This window comes from Aeromonas sp. s12, assembly GCF_040907925.1.
Classification (GTDB): Bacteria; Pseudomonadota; Gammaproteobacteria; order Enterobacterales; family Aeromonadaceae; genus Aeromonas; species Aeromonas veronii.
Window position 1 is genome coordinate 74,864 of the sequence record NZ_JBFOCT010000011.1, and the last position, 18,097, is coordinate 92,960.

Annotated in this window: 20 protein-coding genes; 16 read left to right on the top strand and 4 right to left on the bottom strand. The window is 58.6% G+C overall.

The features are described from left to right. Positions 1 to 21 precede the first annotated feature (21 nt). The 9 genes from AB5Y67_RS04275 to AB5Y67_RS04315 all read left to right on the top strand — a co-directional run bounded on the left by AB5Y67_RS04275 (position 22) and on the right by AB5Y67_RS04315 (position 8,804). Positions 22 to 1,710, top strand: coding sequence for an N-acetylmuramoyl-L-alanine amidase (locus tag AB5Y67_RS04275; protein ID WP_234915170.1), 1,689 nt, complete (start codon positions 22 to 24; stop codon positions 1,708 to 1,710). Between the two features lie 72 nt (positions 1,711 to 1,782). Beyond that, positions 1,783 to 1,905 (top strand): hypothetical protein, encoded by a 123-nt coding sequence (locus tag AB5Y67_RS04280; RefSeq protein WP_265177011.1) that lies wholly within the window; start codon positions 1,783 to 1,785, stop codon positions 1,903 to 1,905. Positions 1,906 to 1,908: 3 nt separating this feature from the next. Next, positions 1,909 to 3,774 (top strand): DNA mismatch repair endonuclease MutL, encoded by a 1,866-nt coding sequence (gene mutL, locus AB5Y67_RS04285; RefSeq protein ID WP_199427956.1) that lies wholly within the window; start codon positions 1,909 to 1,911, stop codon positions 3,772 to 3,774. Further along, positions 3,764 to 4,693, top strand: a complete 930-nt coding sequence (miaA, locus tag AB5Y67_RS04290) for a tRNA (adenosine(37)-N6)-dimethylallyltransferase MiaA (protein WP_199427955.1) — start codon at positions 3,764 to 3,766, stop codon at positions 4,691 to 4,693. The genes mutL and miaA overlap by 11 nt, the downstream gene beginning before the upstream one ends. Positions 4,694 to 4,765: 72 nt before the next feature. Further along, positions 4,766 to 5,029, top strand: coding sequence for an RNA chaperone Hfq (gene hfq / locus AB5Y67_RS04295; RefSeq protein WP_005339045.1), 264 nt, complete (start codon positions 4,766 to 4,768; stop codon positions 5,027 to 5,029). Positions 5,030 to 5,092: 63 nt separating this feature from the next. Continuing rightward, the gene (gene hflX, locus AB5Y67_RS04300; RefSeq protein ID WP_199427954.1) at positions 5,093 to 6,379 is read left to right on the top strand and encodes a ribosome rescue GTPase HflX; all 1,287 of its coding nucleotides are present in this window, start codon (positions 5,093 to 5,095) and stop codon (positions 6,377 to 6,379) included. A gap of 91 nt (positions 6,380 to 6,470) precedes the next feature. Then, positions 6,471 to 7,622 carry an FtsH protease activity modulator HflK gene (gene hflK / locus AB5Y67_RS04305; RefSeq protein ID WP_005339041.1) on the top strand — a complete coding sequence of 384 codons (1,152 nt, stop codon included), beginning with the start codon at positions 6,471 to 6,473 and terminating at the stop codon, positions 7,620 to 7,622. A 3-nt stretch (positions 7,623 to 7,625) separates the two neighbouring features. Next, entirely contained in the window at positions 7,626 to 8,510 is an 885-nt protein-coding gene (hflC, locus tag AB5Y67_RS04310) for a protease modulator HflC (protein WP_005339038.1), read from the top strand. A gap of 105 nt (positions 8,511 to 8,615) precedes the next feature. Further along, positions 8,616 to 8,804, top strand: coding sequence for a DUF2065 family protein (locus AB5Y67_RS04315; RefSeq protein WP_127007877.1), 189 nt, complete (start codon positions 8,616 to 8,618; stop codon positions 8,802 to 8,804). Positions 8,805 to 8,885: 81 nt separating this feature from the next. Here the strand turns inward: AB5Y67_RS04315 and ispB are convergent, their stop codons facing one another. Continuing rightward, positions 8,886 to 9,857 carry an octaprenyl diphosphate synthase gene (gene ispB / locus AB5Y67_RS04320; protein ID WP_058059475.1) on the bottom strand — a complete coding sequence of 324 codons (972 nt, stop codon included), beginning with the start codon at positions 9,855 to 9,857 and terminating at the stop codon, positions 8,886 to 8,888. A gap of 242 nt (positions 9,858 to 10,099) precedes the next feature. On the opposite strand from ispB, the gene rplU reads away from it, so the two are divergent. From rplU to AB5Y67_RS04340, 4 genes are all read left to right on the top strand, one after another. Continuing rightward, a complete protein-coding gene (gene rplU / locus AB5Y67_RS04325; RefSeq protein WP_005304210.1) occupies positions 10,100 to 10,411 on the top strand; it encodes a 50S ribosomal protein L21 in 312 nt (103 codons plus the stop codon). A gap of 17 nt (positions 10,412 to 10,428) precedes the next feature. Further along, positions 10,429 to 10,686 carry a 50S ribosomal protein L27 gene (gene rpmA, locus AB5Y67_RS04330; RefSeq protein ID WP_005339028.1) on the top strand — a complete coding sequence of 86 codons (258 nt, stop codon included), beginning with the start codon at positions 10,429 to 10,431 and terminating at the stop codon, positions 10,684 to 10,686. 200 nt (positions 10,687 to 10,886) lie between these two features. Continuing rightward, complete coding sequence (gene cgtA, locus AB5Y67_RS04335; RefSeq protein ID WP_021231939.1) at positions 10,887 to 12,089, top strand: Obg family GTPase CgtA; 1,203 nt, start codon at positions 10,887 to 10,889, stop codon at positions 12,087 to 12,089. A gap of 367 nt (positions 12,090 to 12,456) precedes the next feature. Next, a complete protein-coding gene (locus AB5Y67_RS04340) occupies positions 12,457 to 13,827 on the top strand; it encodes a YjiH family protein (RefSeq protein ID WP_159143057.1) in 1,371 nt (456 codons plus the stop codon). Positions 13,828 to 14,010: 183 nt separating this feature from the next. Here AB5Y67_RS04340 and AB5Y67_RS04345 read toward each other — a convergent pair whose 3' ends face one another. After that, the gene (locus AB5Y67_RS04345; protein ID WP_199427953.1) at positions 14,011 to 14,352 is read right to left on the bottom strand and encodes a hypothetical protein; all 342 of its coding nucleotides are present in this window, start codon (positions 14,350 to 14,352) and stop codon (positions 14,011 to 14,013) included. A gap of 99 nt (positions 14,353 to 14,451) precedes the next feature. Further along, a complete protein-coding gene (locus AB5Y67_RS04350) occupies positions 14,452 to 14,781 on the bottom strand; it encodes a hypothetical protein (protein WP_199427952.1) in 330 nt (109 codons plus the stop codon). A 305-nt stretch (positions 14,782 to 15,086) separates the two neighbouring features. On the opposite strand from AB5Y67_RS04350, the gene AB5Y67_RS04355 reads away from it, so the two are divergent. The 3 genes from AB5Y67_RS04355 (at position 15,087) to AB5Y67_RS04365 (ending at position 17,150) form a co-directional block, all read left to right on the top strand. Further along, complete coding sequence (locus tag AB5Y67_RS04355) at positions 15,087 to 16,076, top strand: luciferase-like monooxygenase (protein WP_199427951.1); 990 nt, start codon at positions 15,087 to 15,089, stop codon at positions 16,074 to 16,076. A gap of 3 nt (positions 16,077 to 16,079) precedes the next feature. Continuing rightward, entirely contained in the window at positions 16,080 to 16,526 is a 447-nt protein-coding gene (locus AB5Y67_RS04360) for a VOC family protein (RefSeq protein WP_197724829.1), read from the top strand. Between the two features lie 123 nt (positions 16,527 to 16,649). Beyond that, positions 16,650 to 17,150 (top strand): 2TM domain-containing protein, encoded by a 501-nt coding sequence (locus AB5Y67_RS04365; RefSeq protein WP_199427950.1) that lies wholly within the window; start codon positions 16,650 to 16,652, stop codon positions 17,148 to 17,150. A gap of 119 nt (positions 17,151 to 17,269) precedes the next feature. On the opposite strand, the gene AB5Y67_RS04370 is transcribed toward AB5Y67_RS04365, so the two are convergent. Continuing rightward, the gene (locus AB5Y67_RS04370; RefSeq protein ID WP_069555848.1) at positions 17,270 to 18,091 is read right to left on the bottom strand and encodes a symmetrical bis(5'-nucleosyl)-tetraphosphatase; all 822 of its coding nucleotides are present in this window, start codon (positions 18,089 to 18,091) and stop codon (positions 17,270 to 17,272) included. Positions 18,092 to 18,097: the final 6 nt, after the last annotated feature.

The window sequence follows — 18,097 nt, forward strand, 5'->3', positions numbered from 1 at the left end:
CTTGTTATTGCTCTCTCTTTGATGGCGTTACCCTCTTGGGCGAATCAGCTCAAGAGCGTACGAATCTGGCCATCACCGGATAACACCCGGGTGGTGCTCGATATGAGCAGCGCCCCCAATTACAACTACTTCACCCTCACCGGCCCGGATCGGCTGGTAATCGATCTGAAAGGGGCGAGCAACGCCGCCAATCTGGCCCGGATCGAGAACAACAGCGAACTGGTGCGCAAGATCCGCCAGAGCACACCGCTGGAGAAGGGCGGTTTGCGACTGGTGATGGATCTCAGCTCCGCCATCAAGCCGGTGGTCTTTCCGTTAGCGCCAGCCGGGCCCTATGGCCACCGTCTGGTCATCGACCTTCCTTATGAAGAGAAGCGCTCGGCGGCTGCGGTGCAATCCACGCCTGTCGGTGGCAAAGGCAAAGGGGTGGTGATTGCCATCGACCCGGGCCACGGCGGGGAAGACCCGGGCTCCATCGGCCCGCGCCGTACCTACGAGAAGCGGGTCACGCTGGCGGTCTCCCAGAAGCTGGCTGCACTGATCGACCGCGAGCCGGGGATGCGTGCCGTGATGACCCGTCGTGGCGACTATTTCGTCGACCTCAACAAGCGCTCCGAGATTGCCCGCAAGGCCAAGGCGGATCTGCTGGTGTCGGTCCATGCGGACAGCTTCCATAACTCCACTCCGCGCGGCGCCTCTGTCTGGGTCCTCTCGACCAACCGTGCCAACCGCGAGATGGGCAGCTGGCTGGAGAAGCAGGAGAAGCAGGGCGAGCTGCTGGGCGGTGTCGGCAAGGTGTTGGCGGAATCCGATCCCAATCCCTATCTGGCGCAGACCTTCCTCGACCTCTCCATGGACAAGTCCCGTGCCGAAGGATATGACGTCAGCCGCCAGATCCTGCGCTCCATGGGCAAGGTCGCCCGACTGCACAAGAAGGCGCCGGAGCATGCCAGTCTGGCGGTGCTGAAAGCGCCGGATATTCCCTCGGTTCTGGTTGAAACCGGGTTTATCTCCAACCATGCGGAAGAGAAGCTGCTGGCCACCGCCAGCTATCAGGACCAGCTGGCCCGCGCCATCTTCGAGGGGATCCGCAACTACTACCGCGCCCACCCGACCAAGGGGGCCATGCTGACCGGCAAGGGGCAGGTGAGCCAACCTGCCGCTACTCGCCCTGCACCGGTAGCACGGCAGCCGGTGAGCCAGCCTAGGCAGGCACAGTCGCAGCCGGTGGTGACCAACAAGATGCCCGCCACCGCCCGCGACGGCGGTGCGGCGACCGGTTCCGGCGCCGGGGTGATCAAGCCTTACTCGGCGGCAGCGCAAGAGAGCGGTGCACCGGTCAGCAGTGTGGGGGACTATGACAAATCGCGGATGCTCCGCCATGTGGTCAAACGGGGCGAGAGCCTCTCCCGCCTTGCCGAGAAGCATGGAGTGAGTCAGTCCACTCTGGTGGAGATCAACCAGCTGCGCAGCCGGGATATTCAGATCGGGCAGACCATCTATATCCCCCAGCAGGGGCAGAGCCGCAGTGCAGCCCCCGTTCGCAATGACGACAAGTCGCAGATGCTCCGCCATGTGGTCAAGCGGGGCGAGAGTCTCTCCCGCCTTGCCGAGAAACATGGGGTGAGTCAGGCTCGGCTGGTGGAGATCAACAAGCTCAAGTCGCGGAATATTCAGGTAGGGCAGGTGCTCTACATTCCGCAAAACTGACGTGCGGGGCGGGTGATGCCGCTCCCGCTGTTAGCGAATACCATCAGCAAGATTGAAATTCAGGAGCAAGTTATGCCGATCCGTATATTGCCCCCTATCCTTGCCAACCAGATTCCGGTTGGTGGAGAGGTGGTGGAGCGGCCCTCCTGGAGCCTTAAGAGACTGACCATCCGCAAGATTGAAATTCAGGAGTAAGTGATGCCGATCCGTATTTTGCCACCCATTCTGGCCAACCAGATTGCAGCCGGAGAGGTGGTGGAGCGGCCCTCTTCTGTGGTGAAAGAGCTGGTGGAAAACAGCCTGGATGCGGGGGCCGACCGGGTCGAGATCGACATCGACAAGGGGGGAGCCAAGCTGATCCGCATCCGTGACAACGGCTGTGGCGTCGCCAAAGACGAGCTGGTGCTGGCGCTGTCGCGTCATGCCACCTCCAAGGTGGCCACGCTGGACGATCTGGAAGGGATCAACAGCCTCGGCTTTCGTGGTGAGGCGCTCGCTTCCATCAGCTCGGTCTCCCGTCTCACCTTCACCTCCCGTACTGCAGATCAGTCCGAAGCCTGGCAAGCCCAGGCGGAAGGGCGCGAAATGAGCGTCACCATCAAGCCGGCGGCACATCCGGTGGGCACCACGGTGGAGGTGGTGGATCTCTTCTTCAATACCCCGGCGCGGCGCAAGTTCATGCGCAGCGAAAAGACCGAGTTTGCCCATATCGACGAGCTGGTGCGCCGCATTGCGCTCTCCCGCTTCGATGCCACCCTGATCCTGCGCCACAATGGCAAGGTGGTGCGCCAGTACAAGGCCGCCAATACCGTGCCGGAGCAGGAGCGACGTCTCGCCGCCGTTTGCGGCACTCCCTTCATGCACCATGCGCTGGCGGTGGAGAGCGAGCATAGCGACGTGCGGTTGTGGGGCTGGTTGGCGACGCCGGAGGGGGCAAGACCGCAAAACGATCTGCAATACACCTATGTCAACGGCCGGATGATGCGCGACAAGCTCATCAACCACGCCATTCGTCAGGCCTATGACGAGTTGTTGCCTCCCGACCGCTTCGCCGCCTATGTGCTCTATATCGAGCTGGATCCCCGTCAGGTGGATGTCAACGTCCACCCGGCCAAGCATGAGGTACGCTTCCATCAGGCGCGACTGATCCACGACTTTATCTTTCAGGCGCTGTTTACTGCGCTGCGCCGCGAAGGCGTCAGTGCCGCTCATCAGGATGCCCCGCTGGCCGAAACTCTGGTCGAGTTGCCGGTCAGTCCGCAGATTGAATATCCCGGTCAGGCGCCACGTCCCGAATGGTACGGTGCCGAGCACAGCTACCGGGCACCTGCACAGGTGCGGGAGGGGGGCAGTGGGGCTGGCCGAGCCAGCAATTATCAACCGCCCGAGCCCCCAAGCCGGGAGGCAATGCGCGGCATGGGCGCTCTGCTCACTACGCTGCCTATCGCAGCTGAGGCAGCTCCTGTGCAGCCCACTGATCCAGTGCCGTCACCCAAACAGGGGGGATGTCGCGCCCTGACACTGGTGGATCAGGCCTACCTGTTGATCGAGCGGGATAATCAGCTGGCGCTGCTCTCGCTGGTGCGCGCCGAGCGGGTGTTGCTGCGCCACTGGCTGCTGGAGACCTGGGGCCAGGGACTGGCGGCCCAGCCACTGTTGCTGCCGGTCTCCTTCAAATTGCCGAAGAATTTGATCGCGCTGGTGACCGAGCAGGAACGTTTGCTGAAACGGATGGGGCTGGAGTTGAAAAGCGGGGGGCGCGACACCATGATCCTGACTCGGGTGCCGGCTCTGCTGCGCCAGACCGATCTGGTGCGTCTGTTACCCGAATTGCTGCAAATTATCGAGGGCGGATCTGACAGTGATGCTGGTCAGCAGGCTGAAGTATTATGCCAATGGTTGGTGGAGCAGGGGATAAGCCGCGAGAAGATATACGATTTTTCAACTGCCAGTCGTCTGCTGACGGAACTTGTGGCCGCTCACGCTGACCAACTGACAGATATTCGCATGGTGCGCCCCCTTTCGCTGGCGACCGTGCTGGAGGAGTTTGAACATGGCGAGTGACTTGCCGACCGCAATTTTTCTGATGGGGCCGACGGCCTCCGGCAAGACGGATCTCGCCATTGAACTGTGCCAGGCATTGCCTTGCGACATCATCAGCGTCGATTCTGCGCTGATCTATCGCGGCATGGATATAGGTACGGCCAAGCCGACCGCCGATGAACTGGCACGTGCCCCGCACCGGCTGATCGATATTCTTGATCCCGCTGTGAGTTATTCGGCAGCCGATTTTTGCAAGGATGCCCTGCGGGAGATGAAAGAGATCGCCGACCGTGGCCGCATTCCGTTGCTGGTGGGCGGCACCATGCTCTATTTCAAGGCGCTGCTGGAGGGATTGTCCCCGCTGCCCTCTGCCGATCCCGCCATTCGTGCCGGGATTGAGGAAGAGGCTGCCCGCCTCGGTTGGCAGGCGCTGCACGATGAGCTGGTGCGCATTGACCCGGTGGCCGGGGCGAGAATTCACCCCAATGACCCGCAGCGGCTCTCTCGGGCACTGGAGGTCTACCGCATCAGCGGCAAGACCCTTACCGAGCTGACTCAGGTGCAGGGGGAGGGCTTGCCCTATCGGGTGCTGCAGTTTGCCATCGCCCCGAGCGAACGCGCCGTGCTGCATCAGCGGATCGAACTGCGCTTTGACAAGATGCTGCAAGGTGGCTTTGAACAGGAGGTTCGTGCGCTGATGGCGCGCGGCGATCTGACCCCGGATCTCCCCTCCATTCGCTGTGTGGGTTATCGCCAAATGTGGGACTACCTGTGCGGTGAAGTGGGGTATGATGAGATGCGTTATCGTGGCATTGTTGCCACACGCCAATTGGCAAAACGACAGATGACCTGGTTGCGCGGCTGGCCCGACGTGACCTGGTTGGAATCTGGTGAGTCTGGCAATCTCGACCGCGTGCTTGCTCGCGCTGGTGCGGCTTGACACTCCCTGTATAATCAGGTTGTTATATTGATATTCGGTGTTTAAAAACAACAAACTATAAGGAAAAGAAAAATGGCTAAGGGGCAATCTCTCCAAGACCCGTTTTTGAATGCGCTGCGCCGTGAGCGGATTCCTGTTTCTATCTATTTGGTGAACGGCATCAAACTGCAAGGTCAGATCGAGTCTTTTGACCAGTTTGTTATCCTGCTGAAAAACACCGTGAGCCAGATGGTTTACAAGCACGCCATCTCGACTGTCGTACCGGCCCGTGCCGTCAATCATCACCAGCCCACTCCGGGTGGCGCGGCTGATGAACAGGGTGATGCCGAGGCGTGATATCCCTAGGCGAGTCAACTCGCCAACTCAGATTCATCATGATTCCTGTTAAGGAGCAAGCGCTTGTTTGACCGTTATGAAGCTGGCGAACAGGCCGTTCTGGTGCATGTCAACTTCAGTGATGAGGGTGAGCGGGAGGATCTGGAAGAGCTCAAGATGTTGGTGAGCTCGGCCGGAGTCAATGCGCTGGGGGTAATTACCACCAGTCGCAGTGCGCCCAGTGCCAAATTTTTTGTCGGCAGTGGCAAGGCTGAAGAGATCGCGTCCCAAGTCCAGATGCTGGATGCCGACGTCGTCATCTTCAACCATGCCCTGACCCCCGCCCAGGAGCGCAACCTGGAGCGTCTGTTCCAGTGCCGTGTGGTGGACCGAACCGGCCTGATCCTCGATATCTTTGCCCAGCGCGCCCGTACCCACGAAGGTAAACTGCAGGTCGAACTGGCACAGTTGCGCCATCTTTCCACTCGTCTGGTGCGAGGCTGGACCCACCTTGAGCGTCAAAAGGGCGGGATCGGTCTGCGTGGCCCGGGTGAAACCCAGCTTGAAACTGACCGACGTCTGCTGCGGGAACGCATCAAGGCGATTTTGCGTCGGCTCGACAAGGTGGCCAAGCAGCGGGAGCAGGGACGCCGCGCCCGCAACCGCAACGAAGTGCCGACGGTGTCACTGGTTGGTTATACCAACGCCGGAAAGTCCACTTTGTTCAACCAACTTACAGCTGCCAGCGTGTATGCTGCCGACCAATTGTTCGCAACTCTGGATCCCACCCTGCGTAAACTGGTGATCCGGGATGTGGGTGATGTGATTTTGGCGGATACAGTTGGATTTATTCGACACTTGCCCCATGATCTGGTCGCGGCCTTCAAGGCGACCCTGCAGGAGACCCGTGAAGCGGATCTGCTGCTGCATGTGGTGGACTGTGCCGATGAGCAGATGCAGGAGAATATCGACTCCGTGCAGCAGGTGCTCGCCGAGATCGAAGCCGATGACAGGCCCCAGCTGATGATCTGCAACAAGATCGACAAGCTGGCGGATCGTCCGGCAGGTCTGGAGCGAGATGACGAGGGGCGCCCGTTGCGCGTCTGGTTGTCGGCCCAGACTGGTGAAGGTTGTGAGCATCTGTTTACGGCGCTGACCGAATTGCTGGCTGGCTCCATGGTGCATCACACCCTGCAGTTGCCTCCTTCTGCCGCGAGATTGCGCAGTGCGCTCTATCAGCTGAAAGGGATTGAGCAGGAAGGTTTTAGCGAGGAGGGTGATTTCGTGCTGGAAGTCCGCTTGCAAGTGGCCGACTGGAACCGCCTCCTGAAACAGGAAGGTGAGAGTTTACAACGCTTTATCAGGCATTGATTCGTCGATGAAGGTGACCCCTTAGGGGCTTCTCAACGTATGATGGCCCGATAGAGATGATATCCATCCGCATGTATTAATGGAGACGCTGATGGCTTGGAATGAGCCTGGTAACAACGGCAAAGACCGTGACCCTTGGGGGAATAACGGCAAGAATCAGGGACCCCCTGATCTGGATGAAATGCTGCGCAAAGTGAGTCGCCGTTTCGGTGGCTTGTTTGGTGGCGGCAAATCTGGCGGCGATGTAGGTCGCTTTGGTATCTCCATCGCGCTGGTTGTGGCTGTGGTGGTGTGGGTCGTCAGCGGCTTCTACACCATTCGCGAAGCGGAGCGTGGTGCCGTGCTGCGGTTTGGCAAGTTTTCCCATATTGTCGAGCCGGGCCTGCGCTGGAAGCCGACCTTTATCGATCAGGTGATCCCGGTGGACGTCGAGTCCGTGCGCTCCCTGCCTGCCTCCGGTTTCATGCTGACTCAGGATGAGAACGTGGTACGGGTCGAGATGGACGTGCAGTACCGTGTGGTCAATCCCGAGCAGTATCTGTTCAGCGTGACCAATGCCGACGAGAGTCTGGGTCAGGCCACCGATAGCGCCCTGCGCTATGTAGTGGGTCATACCCGGATGGATGACGTCCTGACTACCGGTCGTGAGAAAGTGCGTCAGGAGACTTGGCAGGTGATCGATGGCATCATCGAGCCCTACCAGATGGGTCTGCAGATCGTCGACGTCAACTTCCTGCCGGCGCGTCCGCCGGAAGAGGTGAAAGACGCCTTTGATGACGCCATCTCCGCTCAGGAAGATGAACAGCGCTTCATTCGTGAAGCAGAAGCCTATGCCCGTGAAGTGGAGCCCAAGGCCCGTGGCCAGGTGAAGCGTCTGGAGCAGGAAGCGGAAGCTTACAAATCCCAGATCGTGTTGAAAGCCCAGGGTGAAGTCGCTCGCTTCAACGAGCTGCTGCCCCAGTATCTGGCTGCCCCCGAGCTGACCCGTGAGCGTATCTATCTGGAAACGATGGAAGAGCTCTATCAGCAGGCCAACAAGGTGGTGGTCGACATGCCGGCTGGCAACAACAGCATGATCTACCTGCCGCTCGACAAGCTGTCTGGCAAGCCGAAGGCTGCCCAGTCTGATCGTGCCACTGTCGCCCCGGTCACAGAGCAGGTTCCCGTTTCCAACGAGGGTGCCAACTCTACGCCGACAATGCCGCTGCGTAGCGGTGACCGCTTCAGCTCAGGGAGAAACTGATAGATGAAAAAGCTAGCTATTGGTGCAATCGCTGTCGCGGCCATGGTCTGCTTCTCCTCTGTCTTTATCGTTGATGAAGGTCAGAAGGGGATTGTGGTGCAGTTTGGCAAGGTGAAGCGGGTTGACTCCGGTGAGCCCCGCCTCTATGAGCCGGGCCTGCACTTCAAGGTGCCGCTCATCGACCAGGTTCGCAAGATGGATGCCCGCATCCAGACCATTGACAGCCAGGCCGACCGTTTTGTCACCTCCGAGAAGAAAGACCTGATCATCGACTCCTACGTGAAGTGGAAGATCGAGGACTTCTCCAAGTACTACCTGGCAACCGGTGGTGGCAACAAGCTGCAGGCTGAAGATCTGCTCAAACGCAAGATCAATAACGGTCTGCGTTCCGAGATCGGTAACCGCACCATCAAGGACATCGTCTCCGGTGAGCGCAGTACCGTGATGGAAGATGCCCTGAAGAAGATGGCGCGCTCCTCCGAGCTCGGTATCAAGGTGGTGGATGTACGGATCAAGCAGATCAACCTGCCGGTGGAAGTCTCCAACTCCATCTACCAGCGGATGCGCGCCGAGCGTACCGCAGTTGCCCGTGAGCACCGCTCTCAGGGTCGCGAGAAGGCTGAAATCCTGCGTGCCGATATCGACCGCAAGGTGACCGTCATGATCGCCGACGCCGAGAGTAACGCTCGCCAGCTGCGCGGTGAAGGGGATGCGGAAGCCGCCAAGATCTATGCCGACAGCTACAAGAAAGACCCCGAGTTTTTCAGCTTCGTGCGTAGCATGGAGGCCTATCGCAAGAGCTTTGCCGGTGGCAACGACCTGATGGTATTGAAGCCGGACAGCGAGTTCTTCCGTTACCTCAAGTCTCCTCACGGCACCAAGCAGTAATCGCCACGAGGTCACATTCAAAGGGTCTGCATTGTCAGACCCTTTTGTTTTTGGTGCCAACGCCAGCCGTAAACCCAGGGGGCTGGTTGCATTCAAGGAGGTCGGATGCTGACATCCATGCTGATGGGGTTGGGATTGTTGCTGTTGTTCGAGGGGCTCTGCCCGCTGTTGATGCCCAGGGCATGGCAGCAGATGTTACGGCTGCTGAGCGATCAGCCACCGGAGCAGTTGCGCCGTATCGGCGGCTCGCTAGTGGTTGCGGGTAGCGTGATCCTCTGGATGCTGAGTCGCTGAGTCTGGCGCAATGCACTGTCCAGCAGATAGCAGACAATAAAAAAGAGGCCGAAGGCCTCTTTTTTATTGCATCCCGTTTACTCAGGCACTGCGCTGCACGGCCATGTGGGCCAGTGTTTCCAGCGCGTGCTTGTGTTGGGAGTCCGGCAGGATGGCGAGGGCGGCAATGGCCTTGTCGGCCTCTTCCCTGGCACGCATGCGGGAGTACTCCAGCGCGCCGGTACGGTCGAGAATCCCGAGGATCTGCTCAAGATGTTCCATACCGTTGCGGTGCTCGATGGCATCGCGCACCAGCTGGCGCTCTTCCGGCGTGCCCACTTCCATGGCGCGCAGCAGCGGCAGGGTCGGTTTGCCTTCGGCCAGATCGTCGCCGACGTTCTTGCCCATCTCTTCGCTCTGGGAGCAGTAGTCCATCACGTCATCGATGATCTGGAACGCGGTGCCCAGATACTTGCCGTAATCGGTCATGGCCTGCTCGACGGGCTCGGGCTGATGGGTCAGCACGGCTGCAAGGCGAGTGGCGGCCTCGAACAGCTTGGCGGTCTTGCAGTAGATGACCGTCATGTAGCTCTCTTCGGTGGTATCCGGGTCGTTGCAGTTCATCAGCTGCAACACTTCCCCTTCGGCGATGGTGTTGGTGGCATCCGAGAGGATCTCCATCACCCGCAGGTTGGAGAGTTCGGCCATCATCTGGAAGGAGCGGCTATAGAGGTAGTCACCGACCAGCACGCTGGCGGCATTGCCAAACATGGCGTTGGCGGTCTCCCTGCCACGGCGCAGGTCGGATTCGTCGACTACGTCGTCATGCAGCAGGGTAGAGGTGTGAATGAATTCGATGATGGCGGCCAGTTTCAGGTGATCCTCACCCTCATAGCCCAGCGCACGCGCAGCCATCACGGTCAGCATGGGGCGCATCCGTTTCCCGCCGGCGCTGACAATGTAGAAACCCAGCTGATTAATCAGACTAACGTCGGACTGGAGTCGGGCCAGGATCAGTTCATTGACCGCCGTCATGTCGGCGGCACAGAGCGCACGGATAGTCTGTTGGTCCATAAGTCTCGTAACGTGACAGCAGCAATAACTGCGATTTTAGTAATGGCAGGGATTCTACACGATTTCACAATGGGTTACAGTTAGGCGTTTATCCACGGCGGCAGATATGCGCACAAAATAAACTTTTTGCTAAATTGGCCTTGCCTGAGCAGATCGATTTGCGTAGAATGCCCGCCCATTGTTATAGGTTTTTGCGCATGTCTAGCCTTGAGCAAAAGACATGCCTTTACGGAGTTAATCAAATGTACGCGGTATTCCAAAGCGGCGGAAAACAACACCGTGTGGCCGAAGGTCAAATCGTTCGTCTGGAAAAGCTGAACGTTGAGACTGGCGCTACCATCGACTTCAACGAAGTTCTGATGGTTGCTGCAGGCGACACTTTTAAAGTAGGTGCTCCTTTCGTTGAAGGTGGCAAGGTTGTAGCTGAAGTTGTGGCTCACGGCCGTGGCGAGAAAGTGACTATCGTCAAGTTCCGTCGTCGTAAGCACCATCGTAAGCAAGCGGGCCACCGTCAGTGGTTCACTGAAGTCAAAATCACTGGCATCAGCGCTTAATTAGAGGAGTCCGATAAATGGCACACAAAAAAGCTGGCGGTTCATCCCGCAACGGTCGCGATTCTGAAGCTAAACGCCTGGGCGTGAAGCGTTTCGGCGGCGAAACAGTTCTGGCTGGCAGCATCATCGTTCGTCAACGTGGTACCAAGTTCCACGCTGGCACCAACGTTGGTCTGGGCAAGGATCACACCCTGTTCGCTACCGCGACTGGTAAAATCCTGTTCGAAGTTAAAGGTCCGCTGAATCGTAAGTACGTTAGCATCGTTGCTGAGTAATTACGGACCGCAAGGATCCGAAGCCCCGCCAACAGGCGGGGCTTTTGTTTTTCTGACGTCTTTCTGATGTCGTTGACGAAAAAACGGAACGCAGCTGACTTTGGCTCTGACGGGCATGATTGGCAAGATGCGTATCGCCCGCAGGGGTCTGTACCACTATAATTGCGTATCGGTTTTTCGAATTAAGGTGACGGTTACCTATGAAGTTTGTTGATGAAGTCCAGATTCGAGTCGATGCCGGTGACGGTGGTAACGGTTGTGTAAGCTTTCGCCGTGAAAAATATATTCCCAACGGTGGTCCGGACGGCGGTGACGGCGGTGACGGTGGCGACGTATATCTGATCGCCGACGAGAACCTCAATACCCTGATCGACTACCGTTTCGAGCGTTTCCATGCTGCCGAGCGCGGTGAGAATGGCCAGAGCGCCAACTGTACCGGTCGCCGCGGTAAGGACAAGATCCTGCGTGTGCCGGTCGGTACCCGAGCGACCGATGAAGATACCGGTGAACTGCTGGGGGATCTGACCCACCACGAGCAGAAGCTGCTGGTTGCCAAAGGTGGTTTCCACGGTCTGGGCAACACCCGCTTCAAGAGCTCCGTCAACCGTGCTCCCCGCCAGAAGAGTAACGGTACTCCGGGTGAAGTGCGTACCCTGAAGCTGGAGCTGCTGCTGCTGGCCGATGTCGGCATGCTGGGTCTGCCCAACGCAGGCAAGTCTACCTTTATTCGCGCCGTTTCTGCGGCTCGCCCGAAAGTGGCTGATTACCCCTTCACTACCCTGGTACCGAACCTGGGTGTGGTGCGTGGTGAAAACTCCCGCTCCTTCGTGATCGCCGATATCCCTGGTCTGATCGAAGGTGCTGCCGAAGGCGCAGGTCTGGGTATCCGCTTCCTGAAACACCTCGAGCGTTGCCGCGTGCTGATCCACCTGGTGGATATCTGCCCGGTTGATGGCTCCGATCCTGCTGAAAATGCCGTGACCATCGTCAAGGAGCTGGAGAAGTACAGCCCGGAACTGGCTGGCAAGCCGCGCTGGTTGGTGTTTAACAAGATGGATCTGATCCTGGAAGAAGAAGCCCAGGAGGTGATGGATCGCGTCAAGGCGGCCCTGAACCACGAAGGTCCGGTCTATGCCATCACTGCCATCAACAAGGAAGGCACCAAGAAGGTCTGCTACGACATTCTGGATCTGCTGGATACCATGCCCCGTCAGCTGGCGGAAGATGCCAAAGACGCCATCGAGAAGGTGGAGTTCAAGTGGGATGACTACCACAAGAACCAGCTGGCCAAGGCTGAAGCTGAAGCACTGGCTGCCTCTCTTGCCTTCGATGAAGGGCTTGATGATGACGATTGGGATGACGACGAAGATGATGGCGTTGAAGTCATCTACGTCCGTGACTGATCCCCGTCACTCTCATTGAAAACCGGAGCCTGAACAGGCTCCGGTTTTTTTTATGTCTATCGAGCAGCAACTCATTAGGTATATTTGTGATGTCACTTATTGCCTGCCACTGATAACCGATTATACTGCCCACCAAAATTAACAATAACGAAACAATCATCTGGCGATGTCGATTGAATCGATATGCGCCGCTGTATCTTATTGTTTTAATGGAAGGTTTACCTGTGGAAATATTTATGCGCAGATTTCTGCCTTAAGGGCTTGTTTGTGCATTTTTTTAGAGTATTCTTGCGCCCGTTTTGCCGGTTAATGCATGAATACGCAGGTTTGCCGGGCTAGGGAAAAGTAACATTAGGGCAGTCATATCATGTTGGAAAAGAGTCTCGAAGCACCTGCGGTCAATACTCGCCGTAATTTGTTGATGTTTCTGGTTCCGTCACTTATCGGGATCCTGCTGTTCATGACGCCGGTCGTCTATGACGGTAACGTCACCATCCCGGTGGCCGTGCTGGCCAAGCTGGTACAGCGCGTTTTTGCCGATTATCTGGTCGCCATGGTCAGTGCGGTGATCACCACCACCATGCTGATGACGGTGATTGCCTGGCTGTTCAAGCCAGCGATTCTGGTGCGTCGTCCTTTCCTCAACAGTTTGTTCAATGTCTCCCCTTTCTGGGCCTGCGTGCGGGTATTGGGCGGTATCTTCGTGCTGCTGACCTTTTTCCAGGTGGGGCCAGAAGTGCTTTACTCCGGCGCAACCGGTGGACTGGTGCTCAACGATCTGCTGCCGGTGCTGTTTTCAGTCTTCATTTTTGCCGGCCTGCTGCTGCCGTTGCTGCTCGATTTCGGGCTGCTGGAATTTGTCGGCACCATGATGACCCGCATCATGCGTCCGGTGTTCCGGTTGCCGGGTCGTTCGGCTGTGGACTGCTTTGCCTCCTGGCTTGGCGATGGCAGCGTCGGCATCCTGCTGACCAGCAAGCAGTACGAAGGGAAGTTCTATACCCAGCGTGAAGCCGCGGTGATTGGCACCACTTTCTCTGCTGTCTCCATCACCTTCTGTCTGGTGGTGATCTCCCAGGTGAAGCTGGAGCACATGTTCGTCCCCTTCTACCTGACCGTCTGTCTGGCGGGGGGGGTTGCCGCCATCGTGGTGCCGCGTCTGCCACCGCTCTGCTGGAAGAAGGACATCTATGCCGATGGCACTCCCCTGTGCCGCAAGCAGGAAGCAGTGCCGCACCAGCACAGCGTAATGAGCTATGGTTTCGAGCGTGCGCTGACCAAGGCTGACAGCATGACTGATCTCGGCGCCGTCGCGCGGGAAGGGGTGAAGAATGCACTGGATATGGTGTTTGGCGTGCTGCCGGTGGTGATGGCGATCGGTACCTGTGCCCTGATGCTGGCCGAACATACCCCTATCTTCAACTGGCTTGGCGCCCCGTTTGTCCCCTTGCTGGAGCTGCTGCAACTGCCTGAGGCGGAAGCGGCGTCCAAGACCATCATGGTCGGTTTTGCCGACATGTTCATTCCGGCGGTGCTGGCCTCGACCATCGAGAGCGACATGACCCGCTTCGTGATTGCCGCCATGTCGGTGACCCAGCTGATCTATATGTCGGAAGTGGGCGCCCTGCTGCTGGGCAGCAAGATCCCGGTCAAGCTGTGGGAGTTGTTCGTTATCTTCCTGCTGCGCACTCTGGTTACCTTGCCGGTTATTGCCGGGGTGGCACACCTGCTGTTCTAAGGGCGCAGCGCAGTGAAAAACGGTCAACCTCGGTTGACCGTTTTTTTATGGCTTTTCCTCTTTTCTCCGGGCTTGATGGATTACGCGGGTTATTCGCAAAACGTTCTGCCTTGCAAGGTGTGGGTCATTCGCCGTGGGCTGAGTGTGGGTAACAAGAGAGAAGGGCCTGCGGGCCCTTGCTCATCAGTGTCCCTGCGGGTGGGGCTGTGCCGGCTTGCGGGGACACTGCACCAGCAGGGTATGGATGGTGTAGGTGCTGATCTGGGGGAAGCTCGGGCTAAATCCCCTCATCGGGTCGGTGCCCCCCATGCTCATCTGAACCTTGGTGAAGGTGTGCTGGCTGCGATCGGTTTCCTGATAGCCCTGCGGACAGCTCAAGCTTGCCTGTTGCTGGCAATCATCCGGCGCACTGCACTTGATCTGGAATCGTTGCAGCGAGGAATCTGCGGAGGTGAGCTCAGTGACAGTGGCGGGGGCGCAACCGGACAGCAATATACTGCCCAGCAGGACAATTCTCTGTGACATAAAAGGCGCGTGCTCTGTGGGACATGAAAAGGGGGAGCGTGCCGGCCGGACTCTTGGTATCCCGCGCCGGCCGCCGTATGGGTTAGTGTGACGTTATGCTCAGATCGGACACTGGATGGTCAGCGAGTGGATTGTGTTGGCGATGCGATAGGGCTTGGCTGCCTTGTAGATCTTCTTCTCGTCGTCATAGCTTCCCCCCAGATACTGGGTGCTGTAGAGCGTCTGCTGGCGGCGGTCGGTCTCCTTGTAACCTTGTGGGCAGGTCTGGTTGGCCTGCTGGAAGCAGGCTTTCATGCTGCTGCACTCGATGTAGAAGCCGCGCTGGCTGGTATCGGCAAGGTGCACCGGGGTGACGGTGGGGGCGGGTGGAGACAACAGGGCGCAACCGGAGAGCGTCAGCGCGCCCAGCAGAACGAGATGTTTTGACATAGATAACCTGAACAGTGTGGTGTGACAAAGAGTGAGGGGGAGTCTATTGCTCCCCCTTCGCTATAGGGGCACCGTTATAACCAGCCAGGGGCGCTCAGGCCAGCCCGCAAATGTAAGAAAATATGATCCACCCCCGGGCTTACGCGGCCAGCAGGATGAGCGTTCAAACAATACTTGCCTGAGATTTGTTCCGTTCGATTGCTGCCGCTTGGCAGGCTGAGTGTGGCAGGAGATAGTGATTCATTCAGGTATCCCGTGCTACATTGCCCCACTTGTTACTGGTGTGTAAATCAATGGAGTGACCCATGTCTGCCATCCCCTATTCCGTGCTCGATCTGGTGCCTGTTGCCGAAGGTTCCGTGCCTGCCGAGTCGTTTCGCCGTTCACGGGATCTTGCCCGCCATGCCGAGGGTTGGGGTTACCAGCGCTACTGGCTGGCCGAACATCACAACATGCCGGGCATTGCCAGTGCCGCCACCTCGGTGCTAATCGGCCATCTGGCCGAAGCCACCACCACCCTGCGGATCGGGGCGGGTGGCATCATGCTGCCGAACCACTCGCCGCTGGTGATTGCCGAACAGTTTGGCACCTTGGCTTCTCTCTATCCCGACCGCATCGACCTTGGCCTTGGCCGCGCCCCCGGTACCGATCAGCGCACCATGCGGGCGCTGCGGCGAATGCGCAGTGGCGAGGTGGATGATTTTCCGGCCGATGTGCGCGAGCTGATGAGCTACTTTGGCGACGATATTGGCGCAGTGCAGGCGGTGCCCGGCAAGGGGCTGCATCTACCCATCTGGCTGCTGGGCTCCAGCCTCTACAGCGCGCAACTTGCAGCGGCGATGGGCTTGCCGTTCGGGTTTGCCTCCCATTTTGCTCCCGCCATGTTGCTGCAGGCGCTGGAGATCTACCGCAGCCAGTATCGCCCCTCTGCTCGCTGGCCCAAGCCCCATGCGGTGGTCTGCATCAACATGATCGCCGCCGACAGCGAGCGGGAGGCCCGTTTCCAATTCACTACCGTGCAGCAGCAGTTCTTGCGTCTCCATCGCGGTGATGCGGGCAAGCTGCCCGCGCCGGTTGTCCAGCTTGGCGATGAGTGGGCGCCCCGTGAGCTGATGGCGATGGAGCAGACCCTGGCCCGATCTCTGGTGGGCGACCCTGAGCAGGTTCGTCACGGCCTCAAGGTGCTGCTGGCGGAAACCCGTGCCGATGAGCTGATGTTCAATGGACCCATCGTCGATCATCAGGCCCGATTGCGCTCCTTTGAAATTGCCGCCGAGCTGATGCAGAGCCTGTAAGCCATGACGAACCCTACTGTCGCGGTGGATGGGCCGTATTGGAATCCCATGGTACCGGAGCTGTCGGTTACCGATCTGGCTCGATCTCTGGTTTTCTATACCGGTTTGTTGGGCTTCTCGGTCCGCTATCGGCGCGATGACCCTCCTTTTGCTTATCTTGAGCAGCAACAGGTACAACTGATGCTGGAGCAGTTACATCCGGCGGGTTGGCAGGTCGGGGCGCTGGAGCCACCATTCGGTCGGGGGATCAATCTGCAGATGGAGCTGACCGAAATCCAGCCGCTACTCGACCGCTTGCAGGCTGCCGGGATTGCACTTTTCCGGCAGCCCACTGAGGTCTGGTATCCAGTGGGCGAGATGCTGGCCGGGCAGCGCGAATTTTTGCTGCAGGATCCCGATGGTTATCTGTTACGGTTTGTGCAATATCTGGGGGAACGAGCGGCTGACTGACAAGATCAAAATCTTAACCATCTGATTTTAAAGGACTGTCAGATGTGTGTCAGCCATCTGTCGTGTCACCTTTCGCGGCGCAAGCCCTATGCTGGCCCTGTCAATTACCACAAGGAGTTCGAGATGATCGTCAGGAAGTTGCGATTGCAACGGGGTTGGTCTCAGGATCAGTTGGCAACGTTGACTGGTTTGAGTGTCCGCACTATCCAGCGGATCGAGCAGGGGCAGCAACCCGGACTGGAATCTCTCAAGGCCCTGGCCGCAGTCTTTGAACTCGATGTGGCTCAACTGGATGGGTCAGAGCAACAGGAGCGCGAGATGGGAGGAAGTGACACTATGGGGCAGGATGCGGTGCAGGTATCGGCAGAGGAGCGGGCGGCAATGCGCTATGTGGAGGAGCTCAAGGGCTTCTATCACCATGTCGCCAGCTATGTGGTGGTGATCTGCGGGCTGTTTGTCATCAACTACCTGAGCAATCCGGAGTACATCTGGGCATGGTGGCCAACCTTGGGTTGGGGGCTGGGACTTGCCTCCCATGCTGTTCGGGTGTTTCAGCCCTTCAAGCTGTTTGGCCCCGAGTGGGAGCGGCGCCAGATCGAGAAGCGGCTGGGGCGCAAGTTGTAACTTCATTCGCCGGAAAACAGGGAACCTAAAACAGAAAGCCCGGCAACCAGCCGGGCTTTGTTATTGGAGCGGGTTGTGGCCATCCGTGCGGCAGCGACCGCCAGATTGCTGCGCACTTTCTAGCTGGCGTGAACCGGGCAGGGGGTGGTGATCAGGGCATCATCCTCGTAGCGCCACAGGGTGAGGCTGTTGCCCCAGACGCAGCCGGTATCGAGCGCCTTGATATCGCTCTTGCCGGTGTTGCCCATCAGGGCCGCCCAGTGGCCGAACACCAGAATGGGGTCATCCACGTGGTGTTCGCGCTGTTCGAACCAGGGACGCAGCCCCGGGGTCGACTCCTTGGGCCCCTTCTTGCATTTGAAGTCGAGACGACCGTCGAAATAGCAGAAGCGCATCCGGGTGAAGGTGTTGATGATGTAGCGGTAGCGGTCGATCCCGACCAGATCATCTTTCCAGCCATCGGGCTGGTCGCCGTACATGTTGTGCAGCAGCCAGCTGTACTGGTCACCGCGCAGCAGGCTCTCTACCTCGCGGGCGCAGTTGCGCGCGGTGCGGACATCCCATGCGGGGGAGATCCCGGCATGCACCATCATGATGGGGAGATCCGGATGTTCGGCCAGTAGCGGGCGGTGGCGCAGCCACTCCAGCAGTTCATCCCGATCCGGGGCATCCATCAGGCTTTGCAGCTTGTCTTTCTTCTTGAGCGGTGCAACGCCATCGGCGACAGCCAGCAGGTGCAGGTCGTGGTTACCGAGCACGGTGACGGCGCGGTTGCCCAGCCCTTTGACAAAACGCAGGGTATTGAGGGAGTCCGGGCCGCGGGCGACCAGATCGCCGCAGAGCCAGAGCACGTCTTGGTCGGGATCGAACGCGGCAAGATCCAGCAGACGGCGCAAGTCGTCGTAACAGCCCTGGATGTCACCGACAAAACAGTTCGCCATGAAACC